The following is a 12,753-nucleotide window of genomic DNA, read 5'->3' as shown; positions in this document are numbered from 1 at the left end:
CCCTGCCCTCTTTGTTTTGTCGTTCTAGGCCACGCGCCCCACGCCCCGGCTGACCTGGGGCTTGCCTTCGCCCAGGCGGGCAAGGTTGTCATCCAGTTCATCCAGGTCGTAAAGATAGTTGACCATCATGGCGCAAGACTGCTTGAGCCCCTTGGGCGACGTGTCCGCCGCCCAGTTGAGCCGTTCGATGCGCGCGCCGTTGCCCAGGTGGAACCGCGCCACGGGATCCACCGGCAGCCCGTTCTTCATGGATTGCAGATAGGTGGCCGCCAGGCGGAAACCCGCCCGCTTGACCACGTCCGATGTTTCGCCCTGGGCCGCCTTGGCCAGGCGCTCGACCCAGCGCCGTCCGTCGGGCACGCCCTCGCGCTTGCGGGCCTTGGCGCGGACTTTGTCCTCGCGCACGATGCCCTCGACCGCCTCGGCCTCCAGCTTGCCCAGCCAATCCGCGAAGCCCGGGATCGGCGACAGGGTGGCGAAGGACTTGAGCTTGGGCAGTTCGTCCAGCAGCTGCTCGACCACGCGCTTGAGCAGGAAGTTGCCGAAACTGATGCCCTTCAGGCCCGGCTGCGTATTCGAGATGGAATAGAAGATGGCCCAGCGCGCCTTGTCCAGGTCCTGCGGCGGCAGCGTGCTGTCCAGCAGCACCTGCACGTCGTCGGCCATCTGGCTGGCGAACGCCACCTCCACGAAGATGAGCGGCACGCCGGGCATCTGCGGGTGGAAATAGGCGTAGCAGCGGCGGTCCGGCGACACGCGGCGGCGCAGATCGTCCCAGGACTTGATCTCGTGGACGGCCTCGTAGAGGATCAGTTTTTCCAGCAGCGAGGCCGGCGAATCCCAGGTCAGCGGGCGCAATTCCAGCAGGCCCACGTCGAACCACGCGGACAGCAGGCCTTCCAGATCCTTGTCCAGCACCTGGATGCCCGCCACCTGCTTGCGCCAGCGCAGCATGTCCGCGCGCAGTTCCACCAGAAAGCGCAGCCCCTGGGGCTGGGCGTTGAAGCGCTTGAAGAGGCGCACGCCCTCGCCGCCGCCTTCGGGGAAGGAGCCGCGCGCCTGCGCCAGCGCGGCCAGCATCAGCCGCCGGTCCTTGCCATCCGCCGCTGCATATTGTTCGCACCAGCGGCGCGCCAGCTTGTTGGCGGCCACGTCGGTCAGCCGCGCCTCGAACAGGCGCCGGACTTCGGATTCGCTTGGCAGGCGGCCGCGCTCCCACAGCCGGCCAAGCCGTGTGATCAGGCCCGCGCTTTCCGCCTCGGCGGCAGCGTCGACGGTATCGGCCTCGGGCTCAGGCGTGCGCGCGCCGCGCGCGGGTGCGAGATGGACGGGTCCGGACATGGGCGGGCTCCTCGATGACGATGGGTTCTGACGACGCCGGATCGCCGGCGTCCGCATGGCTCAATGCGCGCAGCGCTTCCAGCTGCCGCATCAGGTGGTTGTGCGCGAGCGCTTGCGCGGCGTCACCGTCGCGCGCCTTCAGCGCCTTGAAAATGGCCAGGTGCTCGGCGCAGGATTCCTGGATCCGGCCGGGCTGCGACAGGCTGCGGTGGCGCGAGAGGCTCAGGACCTTGCGCAGGTTGCCGACCATGTCCGACAGCCACTGGTTGCCGGCCAGGGCCTGCACCGCCTCGTGGATCAGATAGTTGGTCTTGTAGTAGGCATCGATGCGCCCGGCCTCGGCATGGCCGGCCAGTTCGGCGTGCAGCGGCTCCAGCGCGGCCAGCTGTTCGTCGCTGGCCTTGCGCGCGGCCTCGAAGGCGCAGCGCCCTTCCAGCATGGCCATCAGGGGGAAGATGTCTTCGAGATCTTGCGAGGACAGTTCATTGACGAAGCAGCCGCGCCGGGGTTCCAGCCGCACCAGCCCTTCGGTGGCCAGCACCTTCAGCGCCTCGCGCAGGGGCGTGCGGGAAATGCCCAGCTCGCCCGCCAGGCGTAGTTCGTCGATCCAGTCGCCGTTGCGCAGGGAACGCGCGTGGATCATGCCGCGCAGGCGGTCGGCGACTTCCAGGTAGAGGGCTTGACGGACGATGGGCAGGGTCATGGGGCGATGGCCGGCGAGCTTGCCACAAGCCTGCCGTAATTCATAATTATGAATAAGCCCATGATAGGTCCGGACGGGCGGAAAGGTAAAGCCCCTTCCGCCTCCGTACCTACCCTAATGGATCCGCACCGCCCAGGACGGGCGCGCCCTCGCCTAGAAGTGCAGCACGCCGTCCACGGCGTGGCGGGTCAGCGAGCGCGCCCAGCGGCGCGCCGGCAGGCCGTAGCGGGCCTCGACGATCTCGGCCCGGCCCAGTAGCTGGGCCGGCGAAATGGCCAGGCGCGGGCCGGAAAAAGCCAGCACGATCTGGTTGCCCGCGTCGATTTCGGGCAGCAGCACTACCCGGTCGTCGAAAGCCTTCGACAAATTGTCGATATTCCTGCCGAAGCTCTCGTGGCGGCCGAACAGGTTCACGGCCAGCACACCCACCTCGCCCAGCACCCGGCGGCAATCGCGGTAAAACTTCACGCTGTCGCGCACCGGCCCCTCGGCCGAAGCGTCGTAGAGGTCGACCATCAGCACCGGGCAACGCCCCGCGTTGAGCGGGTCGGCCGCCCAGACGCCGGCGTCGGCGTGTTCGACTTCGAGCCGGTTGGATCCGGGCAGCCGGAAGAACATATGGCAGGCCGCCGTCACGCGCGGGTTCCATTCCACCGCCAGCAGCGGCGCGCGGGTATGCTTGACGCAGAATCGCGCCAGCGAGCCGGCGCCCAGGCCCAGCATGCCGATGGCTTCCTCCTTGGGCGGCTCCAGGAACAGCAGCCAGGCCATCATCTGGCTGGTGTATTCCAGCACCAGTTCCGACGGGTTCTTGATGCGCATCGCGCCCTGGACCCATTCGGTGTTGAAGTGCAGATAGCGGATGCCGTCCACCTCGGAAAGGGTGGGCTGGTCGAGTTCGGAAGGAAAGGTCGATTTATGCATGGCGGGATTGTAGGTCGGAGTCCGCCTGCCCGCCCCGCGGCCTGTGCACACGAACCGGCGCTTTGCGCAACTAGGCCGCCAGCCTGTCCGCGCCGCTCTCCCAGATCCGTTCCAGCAGATCCGTGCAGGACGCTTCCGCCTGCAGGCAGGCCGCCAGGCGCAACACGCGCTTCAGGTAGAGATGCGCATCGCATTCCCAGGTCACGCCCAGCGCCCCGTGGACCTGGACGGCGTTCTGGGCGGCACGCCGGCCGGCCTCGACGGCCAGCAACGGCGGGAACAGACTGTCCCGCTCCGCGGACCCGGCGCCGGCATCTAGCGCCCCGACGGCCGCGACACCCGCCAGCCGCGCGTCGTCCAGGGCCATCCAGTCATCGGCCAGGCGGTGCTTGACCGCCTGGTTCGCGCCGATCGCGCGATCGAACTGGCGGCGTTCGCGCGCATAGGCCGCCGCCGCGTCCAGGGCCGCCGAGGCCGCCCCCAGCAATTCGGCCGACCGCAGCAGAAGCAGCCGGGTGCGCAATTGCACCCACGTCTGCGGCGCGACCTCCAGGTCGGCGCTCTCCAGCACTTCGGGCGAACGGACCTGCTTCACGGGCATGGTCGGATCCAGCCCGGCCTCGCCCGCCACGGGCGCGTGTAGCTCCACCCGCAAGGCGGTGGCGCCCGTCCGGCGCAGCGCCAGCGCGCGCACGCCGGCCCCTTCGACCAAGGCCGAACCGTCGGGCCGCAAGGCGGCGTCGGCGAAATAGGTGTCGCCCGCCATCATCGCGGCCGCCCACTGCGCCACGGGTCCGCCCGCGCCCGCCGCGCACAGTGTGGGCAGGACCGCCATGTTGGCCGCCAGCGGCAGGCTCAGGAGATGCCGTCCGGCGGCCTCGGCCACGATCCAGGCCTCGCGCATGCCCAGCCCCAGCCCGTCATGCGTAACGGGCGCCAGCAGGGCCGGCCAGCCCTGCCCGGCGATTTCTCGCCATTGCGCGAGGCGTGCCTCCTGGGGCCGGACGGCCGCCGCGCGGGCCACGGCGGGAGGATGGCGTTCGGCCAGGTAGCGCTGGGCCGCGTCTTGCAGCATGCGCTGGTCTTCGGTCGGATGCAGGTCCATGGGAATTCAAGCCTTGGGCAGGCCGAGCATTTGCTCGGCGATGATGTTGCGCTGGATCTCCGATGTGCCAGCCAGGATGGTTTCCGCGCGCGACCACAGATAGGCGTGCACCAGGCCGGCCGCGCATGGATCCGCCGAACCGTCCGCCAGGCAGGCATCGTCGCCCAGCAGCAGCAGCGACAGTTCGAGCAGTCGCTGGTGCGCTTCGCTCCAATGGATCTTGGTAGAGGATCCCTCCGGGCCCGGCGGATCGCCGCGCATGGCGCCGGCCAGGGCGCGCTGCGATTTCAGCGCCAGCACGTGGCTGTCGGCGGCCAGGCGCGCCCAGCGATGGCGCACGGCGGCCGAGGACGCCGGCACGCGGCCGTAGGCGTCGGCGCGCAGCGCAAGCGCCCGCACCTGCCGCAGCTCCTGCGCGAACCGCACCAACCGCGGGATGAAGTAGGTGCCGCGCTCGAAACTGGCCGCGGCCATGGCGATCTTCCAGCCCTGGTTCTCCTCGCCCAGCAGGTCTTCGCGCGGCACGCGCACGTTTTCGAAAAACACTTCGCAGAACTCGGCCTCGCCCGTGAGCTGGCGGATGGGTTCCACGCGCACGCCGGGACTGCGCATATCGACGAGCAGGAAGCTCAGGCCCTTGTGCCGGGAAGCCTGCGGATCCGTGCGCGCCAGCACGAAGCAGCGCTGCGCCCGGTCGGCGAACGAAGTCCAGATCTTGTGCCCGTTGAGCAGATAGCCGCCCTGCGCCGGCTCTGCCCGCGTGCGCACGGAAGCGAGGTCGGAACCCGCCCCCGGTTCGGAATAGCCCTGGCACCACACTTCGCGGTTGGACAGGATGCCCGGCAGGAAACGGCGCTTCTGCGCCTCGCTGCCGAAATGCAGCAGCGTCGGCGCGAGAATGCCGTGTCCGATCAGGTTCACGCCCAGCGGTGCGCCGCAGCGCGCATGCTCTTCGTGGAAAACCGCCTGCCGCGACAGCGGCAGGGCCCGCCCGCCGTACTCCCTGGGCCAGCCCAGCCCCGACCACCCGTTGGCGCACAGGGTGTCTTCCCAGGCGCGCCGGAAATCCAGGTTGCGCGGGTCGGCCCCGCCCGGCCAGCCGCGGACGAATCGTGCGTAGGCCGACTCCAGCCAGGCGCGCAGCGCCTGGCGGAACGTCTCGTCGTCCGCCGCGGCGGTTTCCATCTGGGTCATGCCGTCACTCCAGGCGGATGTTCGAATCGCGCGCGACCTTGGCCCAGGTCGCGACGTCCTGGCGGATGAACGCGCCGAAGGCCTTGGGGTCGCTGCCGATGATGTCCAGCCCCAACCCCACGAACTGCGCCTTGACGTCGGGCTGTTCCAGGATCTTCGCGAGGTTCTGGTAGAGCTTGTCCACCACCGGCTTCGGCGTACCGGCGGGCGCCACCAGGCCCAGCCAGGGCATGGCGGAGTAGCCGGGCAGGCCCGAGGCCGACACCGTCGGCAGGTCCGGCACCGAGGCCGAAGGCTGCGCCGTGGTCACCGCCAGCACGCGCAGCTTGCCGTCCTTCACGAAGGGCCCGGACGACGCCCAGGCGTCGAACATGACCTGCAGGCGGCCCGCCACCAGGTCGTTCAAGGCCGGCGCGCTGCCCTTGTACGGGATGTGCGCCATCTGCACGCCCGCCATGCTGTTGAACAGTTCCGCCTCCAGGTGGGTGGAGCTGCCGGTGCCCACCGACCCATAGCTGACCTTGCCCGGATTCGCCTTCAGGTAGGCGATCAGCTCGCCCACGTTCTTGGCGGGAACCGACGGATGCACTTCCAGCACGTGCACCACCGAGGCCACCTGAGTGACGGGGGTGAAGTCCTTGATCGGGTCGTAATTGACTTTGGCATAAATGCTGGGCGCGATGCCCAGCGACGATGCCGCCATCAGCAAGGTATAGCCGTCGGGCTCGGCGCGCGACACGTAGTCGGAAGCGATCATCGTGCCGCCGCCCGGCTTGTTCTCCACGATCACCGGCTGGCCCAGCCTGGCGCCGAGCTTCTCCGCCAGCACGCGGCTCATGATGTCGGTCGCGCCGCCCGGCGAAAACGGCACCACGATGCGCACGGGGCGGTTGGGATAGTTATCCTGAGCCTGCGCCGGGCCGGCGGCGCCGATGCACGCCAGCGCCACGCCGGCCAATAGTCTCTTCATCATGCTTGTCTCCTCCTGGGATTGCATTGCGCTCGCGCGCTACGGGGTTGCGGGCAGGATCAAGGCGTCCAATACCGCGACGCCCTGTCCCGCCTCTTTGATCAGCAATGGATTGACTTCGATTTCCGCCACGTCCGCGGGAGCCGCCAGCAAGGCGTTGCCCACGGCCACGATGCTCCGGCACGCCGCCGCCACATCGGCCCGGGGCTTGCCCCGGTAGCCGTCCAGCAGCGCAAACGCCTTGAGCTCGCGCAGCATCTGCAAGGCGATGTCTTCGTCGACCGGCAGCAGGCGGTGGCTGGTGTCCTGGTAGAGCTCGGTCAGCACGCCGCCCAGGCCCACGGTCAGCACGGGGCCGAAGACCGGATCGCGAGTGGCGCCGACGATGATTTCGGCGACGCCGCGTTCCATCTTCTGCACCATCACGCCATCGATGCGGGCGTCCGGCTGCGCCCCCGCCGCGGCCTGCGTCACTGCGCGGTACGCGCCGCGCACGGCCTCGTCGTCCGCCAGGTTCAGCGCCACGCCGCCCGCCTCCGTCTTGTGGGCGATGTCGGGGCTCAGGATCTTCAGCGCCACAGGGTAGCCGGCGGCCCGCGCGTCCGCCGCCGCTTCGTCCGCGCTGCGGGCGGCGCGCGCCTGCGCCTGCGGCAGGCCGAAGGCCGCCACGTAGGCGCGGGCATCCGCCTCGTTGCACGGCAGCGCCGGCGCCGTCGCCGCGGCGAGCGCCGGCGCCGGGGCGATGCGCCTTGCGCCGCGCGCCTCGCACCACAGCAGATAGGGAGCCAGCGCCGAGACCGCCAGGCCCAGGTCCTCGAACACCGCCACTCCGGCCTCGCGCAGCGCGGCGCGGCTCTGGGCCAGGCCGGTATCGATGGCGACGAACAGGCGCGGATGCGCGCGCGACACGTCCGCCAGCGCGCCGGCCATGCGGTCGAGCATGTAGCCGGGCGCATACACGACCACGGCGTCGATGGCCGGGCTGGTCGCCAGCGCCTGCAGCACGGTGCGCACGAAGTCCGGATCATTAACGACATTGCCCGTCACGTCCACCGGGTTGCCCACCATGCCGTAATCGGGAATGCCCCCGCGCAGCACGGCCTGCAGGTCCGGCGGCAGGTCGGGCAGTTCCAGTCCCGCGCCGATGAATTTGTCCGCAAGGATGGCGCCCAGGGCGCCCGACATCGTCAGCACCGCGACGCGCTTGCCCGCGCTGCGGTGGCGCAGCGTCGCCAGGCTTGCCAGGTACGCCATCTGCGCGAAGTCCGTGGCCTCGATCACGTTCAGCTGGCGGAAGGCCGCCCCGTACACGCGCCGGTCCCCGGCCAGCGCCGACGTATGCGACTGCACCGCCTGCGCGCCCTTGTCGGTCGTGCCCGCCTTCAGCGCGATCAGCAGCTTGCCCTGGCGCTCCAGCTCGCGGCAGGCGCGGATGAAGCGCTCGCCGTCGCGCAGCTGTTCGATATAGCCCAGCACGATTTCCGTCTGCGGATCGGCGGCCAGGTATTCGAGGTACTGCGAAAAATCCAGGCAGGCTTCGTTGCCGGTATTGATGAAGTGCGAAAACGGCAGGCCGAGCCGGCGCGCGATGGCGTACACGGCGGCGCATACGTTCCCGCTCTGCGTCAGCAGGCTGACGGTGCCGGGCCCGCTCTGCGCCGGCGCGGTCTTGAACACGGATGCGAACGCGGTGTAGGCCTGGGTGTTCAGGTTGGCGAAGCCCATGCAGTTCGGGCCGGCCACGGCCATGCCGCTTTCCGCCACGAACGCTTCCAGTTCGTCCTGCAGGCGCGCGCCCTCTCCGCCCGCCTCGGCGAAACCCGCCGCATACACGATGGCCGCGCGCACGCCCCGGGCGTGGCAGCGGCGCAGCATGGGCGTCACGTCCGCGGCGGCGATCGCCAGCACCGCCAGGTCCACCGGTTCGGGCACGGATTCGATGTCGGGCCAGCAGCGCCGGCCGAACACCTCCTGGTACTTCGGGTTCACGGGGTAGATGCCGCCCGCGTAGCCGAAGCGCGTCAACAGATCCAGGGGCATGCCGCCGATGCGTCCCGCGTCGGCGCTGGCGCCGATCATCGCGATGGAACGCGGATTGAGCAGGGATTCCAATGCCGCGGTCATACGGACTCGCTCGCCTTGCCGCCGGGCTGCGCCCCGGCTTCGCGCGATGGCAGATCCTTGTTGCGCTGGATCGCCTGGGCCAGCCCGCGCCCGCGCACGGCCTGGAATTCTTCGCTCAGGTGCGACAGCTGATGGGTGTCGAAATGCGCCGACAGCGCCGTGCGGAAACCTTGCGCGTCGGCCGTGCGGTTCAGGGACCGCTTGATCAGGCGCAGGCCGAATGGCGGCGCCTGCGCGATGCGCTGCGCCAGCGCCAGCGTCGCGGCGTCCAGTTCGGCCTCGGGCACCACGCGGTTCACCATGCCGATCCGCAGCGCCTCCTGGGCATCGACCTTTTCGCCGGTGTAGAGCATTTCCTTCGCCTTGCGCAGCCCCATCACCCAGGGGTGGATCAGCACCTCCGTGGCCGCGGCCGCCAAGGTATGGCCCACCGGGTCGGAGAAGTACGCGGTATCGGCGCACACCACCAGATCGCACATATTGGCGATCATGAACCCGCCCGCCACGCAGGCGCCCTGGACCTGGGCCACGGTGGGCTTGGGGAAGTCCCAGATGCGCAGGCAGTAGCCGTAGTAGCGGCGCGATTCGTACTCCCAGCGCTCCTCCACCGTGAAGTCGGCGCGCTTGGCCTGGGCCTCCTTCAGATCGTGCCCGGCGGAAAAATGGGCGCCGCGGCCCGCCAGCACCACGACCCGCACGGAGTCGTCCTGCTCCGCGCGGGTCAGGGCGTCGTCCAGTTCGTCCAGCATCTGCTGGCTCTGGGCATTGCGCGCGGATTCCCGCGCCAGGCTGATGCGGCATACGGAGTCGTGCCGCTCGACGGCCAGGGTGGCGTATTCCATGGTCTCCTCATCCTTGTTCTGCCGCGCCCTGGAAGGCGGCGCGGTCCGTTGGATTGAATTAACGCACCCGAAATCCTAAAATACAAAATATTCACAAACTATTTCCCACATTATGAGCAACACAGCTTCAACCGGCGGCACCCAGAGCATGCGCCGCGCCCTGGCCCTGCTGCGCGTGCTGGCGCAGCACCAGGAAGAAGGCATCGATCTGCAAGGCGTCATGGCCGCCACCGGGCTGGAACGTTCCACGGCGCACCGCTTGCTCAGCAGCCTGCTGGAAGAGCAATTCGCGGAACGCGACGCACGCACCCGGCGCTACCGCCTGGGCGTGGATTCGATGCAATTGGGATTCGCGGCGCTGCGGCGCACACCGCTGCTGGACGCGCTGCGGCCCTTCGCGCAGAAACTGGCGCGGCTATCGGGCGATACGGTGTTCCTGGTGATACGCCAGGGCGACTACGCCTTGTGCCTGCTGCGCGAGGCCGGCTCGTTCCCCGTGAAGGTGTTCACCATCGACCAGGGGGAGCGGCGCCTGCTGGGCGTGGGCGCGGGCGGGCTGGCGCTGATGGCCGCCCTGCCGGACGAGGAGATCGCGTCGCTCTATGCGCGGCACGCCGCCAGCTACGCCCAGATCGGCGTGTCCAGCGCCGCGCTGATGAAGGCGGTAAAACAGACCCGCTCGGCGGGCCATTCCGAAATCGTGGACACCATCACGCCCGGCGTCTCCGGGGTGGGCGCGGCGTTCCGGGTGTCGGAACTGACGTGGGTGGCATTCAGCTTCGGCGCGATCAGCAGCCGGCTGGACGCGCCCCGGCGGGCGCAGATGGGCGCGCTGCTGCGCGCCGAATGCCAGGCTTGGGCGGAGGATTATTTGGGTCAGTAGAGGCGAAGGCCTCCGTGTCTGACACCGCTACGAGATACTCGCTCAAGTTGAAGCCGATGCTCCTGGGTGTCTGACACCAGGTTTCGTTCCCGGGCCGCCAGCCACGTCGAGTGCCTGGGGCGCGCGGGTCAACGATTGCGGCCCGGAGCCTTCGCTCCGGCCTCCCCCCCTTGTCATCTTCGTCACCGCCTTCGGCGGTTCCTTCAGATTCCCTCGGGCTTATCGACTCCCCACGCACCCCAGGCCCCCGCCGCGTCCGGCTCGGTAGGCGTAGATTCCTCGATCGCTGGGGAGACTGGCGTTCTTAGGGTTCTGATGACGAGCGGTGCTGCCGCGGAAGATCTTGCAGGGCCCGCCCCAGGCCGGCCGCGCGGGCGGCCTTTTGGGGCTTACGCCATGTCCTGCGGTTGCGGGCGGCGCTCCGCAGCTCGCCCGCATCACGAAACTGCGTGCAAGCGTGCAGTGTCTGACACCCCTACGAGACACTCACCCAAGTTGCAGCGGGTGTTCCAGGGTGTCTGACACCAGGTTTCATTCCTGGCCCGCGAGCGACGTCGGGGCCAGGAATGCGCGGCGTGCTTACCGCCCCCTTTGGGGGAGCGGCTCCAAGAGCGTCAGATGCGCTCGAAGATCGCGGCGATGCCTTGGCCGCCGCCGATGCACATGGTCACCAGCGCATAGCGGCCGCCCACGCGTTGCAGCTCGTGCAGCGCCTTGACGGTGATGATCGCGCCGGTGGCGCCGATCGGGTGGCCCAGGCCGATGCCGCTGCCATTGGGGTTCACCTTGGCCGGGTCCAGCTTCAGCTCGCGCGTCACGGCGCATGCCTGCGCCGCGAAGGCTTCGTTGGCCTCGATCACGTCTAGCTGGTCCACGGTCAGGCCCGCGCGCTTGAGCGCGGCCTGGGTCGCCGGCACCGGGCCGATGCCCATGATGTCGGGGTCCACTCCCGCGTGGGCGTACGCGACCAGACGCGCCAGCGGCTTGACGCCGCGCTTGGCCGCCACCGAGGCGTTCATCAGCACCACCGCGCCCGCCCCGTCGTTCAAGCCCGAAGCATTGCCCGCCGTGACGGTGCCGTTTTCTTTCTTGAAGACCGGCTTGAGCGTCGCCAGGCTGTCGGCCGACACATCGCGGCGCACGTGCTCGTCGGTGTCGAACACGACTTCGCCCTTGCGCGACTTCATCACCACCGGCACGATCTGGTCGCGGAAGTAGCCGGCATCGATGGCGGCCGCGGCGCGGCGGTGCGACTCAGCCGCCACGGCGTCCTGGTCCAGGCGGCTGATGCCGAATTTGGCCGCTACGTTCTCGGCGGTGACGCCCATGTGCATGCGGCCGAAAGGATCGGACAGCGCGCCGGTCATCATGTCCAGCATGACGCTGTCGCCCATGCGCGCGCCCCAGCGCTGGGCCGGCGCGATGTAGGGGGCGCGGCTCATGCTTTCGGCGCCGGCGCCGATCGCGATGTCCGTATCGCCCAGCATGATGGTCTGCGCCGCCGACACGATGGCCTGCAGGCCCGAGCCGCAAAGACGGTTGACGTTGAAGGCCGGCGTTTCCTTCGCGATGCCGGCGTTCATGGCCGCCACGCGCGACAGGTACATGTCGCGCGGTTCGGTATTGATCACATGGCCGACCGCGACGTGGCCGACCTCGTCGCCCTTGACGGCGGCCCGTTCCAGCGCGGCCTTGATGACGGTCGCGCCCAGGTCGCACGGCGGCACGTCTTTCAGCGCGCCGCCGAAATCGCCGATGGCGGTGCGGACGGCGGACGCAACGATGACTTCATTCATGGTGTTTCCTCCTTGTGGTGCATTGCATCATAACGCCGGTGCGCACCCGCCGTCCCCCTCAAACCTTGCGCGCGGCGCGCCGCGCGACGAAATCCTGCACCGCCTCCGCATGCGCCGGCGTCTTGTGCGCCAGAGACTGATAGGCCGCCGACAATTCCAGCAGCGTATCCAGGCGCGAATGCTGGCTTTCGCGCAGCAGGCGCTTGGTGAGGCGCACCGCGTCAGGGGAGTTCACGGCGATGCGGCCGGCCAGCGCATGGGCCGCAGGCAGCAATTCGGCGGCCGGCACCACGCGCGAGACCAGGCCCCATTCGGCCGCCGTGCGGGCGTCGATGGGGTCGCCGGTGAACGACATTTCGGCCGCGCGCGCCATGCCGATCAGCCGCGGCAGGAACCAGGCGCCGCCGTCGCCCGGCACAATGCCCAGCTTCACGAAACTCTCCGCGAAAGACGCTTCTTCCGCGGCGATCCGGACGTCGCACATGCAAGCCAGGTCGCAGCCCGCGCCGATGGCCGGGCCGTTGACCGCCGCGATGGTGGGCACTTCCAGCGCATGCAGGGCCAGCGGCAGGCGCTGTATGCCGTGGCGGTATTCTTGACGCAGCGCGGTGCCGCCCACATCCGGGCCGATCTGCCGCTGCATGTCGTTCACGTTGCCGCCCGACGAAAACACCTTGCCCGCCGCGGCGATGACCAGCACGCGCACCGTCGGGTCGCGTTCGATGCGGGCGAATGCCGCGAGCAGCTCGTCGACCATCGTGCTGCCGGTCAGGGCGTTGCGGGTTTTCGGATCGTCCAGGGTCAGGGTGACCACCCCGTCCGCACGCTGTTCGTACTGCACCAGATCCGCCATGGATCCCTCCTCTGTTCA

11 protein-coding genes are annotated in these 12,753 nt (G+C 69.2%); 1 reads left to right on the top strand and 10 read right to left on the bottom strand.

The window, feature by feature from the left end; genetic code table 11:
• Window positions 1-24: 24 nt before the first annotated feature.
• The 8 genes from AGI3411_RS19245 to AGI3411_RS19210 all read right to left on the bottom strand — a co-directional run bounded on the left by AGI3411_RS19245 (window position 25) and on the right by AGI3411_RS19210 (window position 9,203).
• On the bottom strand, window positions 25-1,341 hold the full coding sequence (locus AGI3411_RS19245) for a malonyl-CoA decarboxylase domain-containing protein (RefSeq protein ID WP_165359215.1): 1,317 nt from the start codon (window positions 1,339-1,341) through the stop codon (window positions 25-27).
• Window positions 1,292-2,044, bottom strand: coding sequence for a GntR family transcriptional regulator (locus AGI3411_RS19240; RefSeq protein ID WP_129528939.1), 753 nt, complete (start codon window positions 2,042-2,044; stop codon window positions 1,292-1,294). The genes AGI3411_RS19245 and AGI3411_RS19240 overlap by 50 nt, the downstream gene beginning before the upstream one ends.
• 153 nt (window positions 2,045-2,197) lie before the next feature.
• On the bottom strand, window positions 2,198-2,968 hold the full coding sequence (locus tag AGI3411_RS19235; protein WP_129528938.1) for a class I SAM-dependent methyltransferase: 771 nt from the start codon (window positions 2,966-2,968) through the stop codon (window positions 2,198-2,200).
• A gap of 70 nt (window positions 2,969-3,038) precedes the next feature.
• Window positions 3,039-4,073: an acyl-CoA dehydrogenase family protein gene (locus tag AGI3411_RS19230; RefSeq protein WP_129528937.1), complete on the bottom strand. Its 1,035-nt coding sequence runs from the start codon at window positions 4,071-4,073 to the stop codon at window positions 3,039-3,041.
• Between the two features lie 6 nt (window positions 4,074-4,079).
• Window positions 4,080-5,267: an acyl-CoA dehydrogenase family protein gene (locus AGI3411_RS19225; protein WP_208748137.1), complete on the bottom strand. Its 1,188-nt coding sequence runs from the start codon at window positions 5,265-5,267 to the stop codon at window positions 4,080-4,082.
• Between the two features lie 4 nt (window positions 5,268-5,271).
• A complete protein-coding gene (locus AGI3411_RS19220; RefSeq protein ID WP_129528936.1) occupies window positions 5,272-6,240 on the bottom strand; it encodes a Bug family tripartite tricarboxylate transporter substrate binding protein in 969 nt (322 codons plus the stop codon).
• Window positions 6,241-6,276: 36 nt separating this feature from the next.
• Window positions 6,277-8,361 (bottom strand): acetate--CoA ligase family protein, encoded by a 2,085-nt coding sequence (locus tag AGI3411_RS19215; protein WP_129528935.1) that lies wholly within the window; start codon window positions 8,359-8,361, stop codon window positions 6,277-6,279.
• Window positions 8,358-9,203 (bottom strand): enoyl-CoA hydratase, encoded by an 846-nt coding sequence (locus AGI3411_RS19210; RefSeq protein WP_129528934.1) that lies wholly within the window; start codon window positions 9,201-9,203, stop codon window positions 8,358-8,360. Before AGI3411_RS19210 ends, AGI3411_RS19215 begins: the two co-directional genes overlap by 4 nt.
• A gap of 112 nt (window positions 9,204-9,315) precedes the next feature.
• Here AGI3411_RS19210 and AGI3411_RS19205 point away from each other — a divergent pair, with 112 nt between their 5' ends.
• Complete coding sequence (locus tag AGI3411_RS19205; protein WP_129528933.1) at window positions 9,316-10,086, top strand: IclR family transcriptional regulator; 771 nt, start codon at window positions 9,316-9,318, stop codon at window positions 10,084-10,086.
• A gap of 614 nt (window positions 10,087-10,700) precedes the next feature.
• On the opposite strand, the gene bktB is transcribed toward AGI3411_RS19205, so the two are convergent.
• Together bktB and AGI3411_RS19195 are read right to left on the bottom strand one after the other, a co-directional pair.
• Window positions 10,701-11,882 (bottom strand): beta-ketothiolase BktB, encoded by a 1,182-nt coding sequence (gene bktB, locus AGI3411_RS19200; RefSeq protein ID WP_129528932.1) that lies wholly within the window; start codon window positions 11,880-11,882, stop codon window positions 10,701-10,703.
• 58 nt (window positions 11,883-11,940) lie between these two features.
• Complete coding sequence (locus AGI3411_RS19195) at window positions 11,941-12,735, bottom strand: crotonase/enoyl-CoA hydratase family protein (RefSeq protein WP_129528931.1); 795 nt, start codon at window positions 12,733-12,735, stop codon at window positions 11,941-11,943.
• Between the last annotated feature and the right edge of the window lie 18 nt (window positions 12,736-12,753).

It is taken from the genome of Achromobacter agilis (assembly GCF_900496965.1).
Lineage (GTDB): Bacteria > Pseudomonadota > Gammaproteobacteria > Burkholderiales > Burkholderiaceae_B > Achromobacter > Achromobacter agilis.
This window is presented reverse-complemented; position numbering and strand designations above follow the sequence as displayed.

Excerpts from the sequence above, each read along its gene's own strand:
- AGI3411_RS19245 (WP_165359215.1), bottom strand. The coding sequence starts at position 1,341 with ATGTCCGGACCCGTCCATCTCGCACCCGCGCGCGGCGCGCGCACGCCT.
- AGI3411_RS19240 (WP_129528939.1), bottom strand. The coding sequence starts at position 2,044 with ATGACCCTGCCCATCGTCCGTCAAGCCCTCTACCTGGAAGTCGCCGAC.
- AGI3411_RS19235 (WP_129528938.1), bottom strand. The coding sequence starts at position 2,968 with ATGCATAAATCGACCTTTCCTTCCGAACTCGACCAGCCCACCCTTTCC.
- AGI3411_RS19230 (WP_129528937.1), bottom strand. The coding sequence starts at position 4,073 with ATGGACCTGCATCCGACCGAAGACCAGCGCATGCTGCAAGACGCGGCC.
- AGI3411_RS19225 (WP_208748137.1), bottom strand. The coding sequence starts at position 5,267 with ATGACCCAGATGGAAACCGCCGCGGCGGACGACGAGACGTTCCGCCAG.
- AGI3411_RS19220 (WP_129528936.1), bottom strand. The coding sequence starts at position 6,240 with ATGATGAAGAGACTATTGGCCGGCGTGGCGCTGGCGTGCATCGGCGCC.
- AGI3411_RS19215 (WP_129528935.1), bottom strand. The coding sequence starts at position 8,361 with ATGACCGCGGCATTGGAATCCCTGCTCAATCCGCGTTCCATCGCGATG.
- AGI3411_RS19210 (WP_129528934.1), bottom strand. The coding sequence starts at position 9,203 with ATGGAATACGCCACCCTGGCCGTCGAGCGGCACGACTCCGTATGCCGC.
- AGI3411_RS19205 (WP_129528933.1), top strand. The coding sequence starts at position 9,316 with ATGAGCAACACAGCTTCAACCGGCGGCACCCAGAGCATGCGCCGCGCC.
- bktB (WP_129528932.1), bottom strand. The coding sequence starts at position 11,882 with ATGAATGAAGTCATCGTTGCGTCCGCCGTCCGCACCGCCATCGGCGAT.
- AGI3411_RS19195 (WP_129528931.1), bottom strand. The coding sequence starts at position 12,735 with ATGGCGGATCTGGTGCAGTACGAACAGCGTGCGGACGGGGTGGTCACC.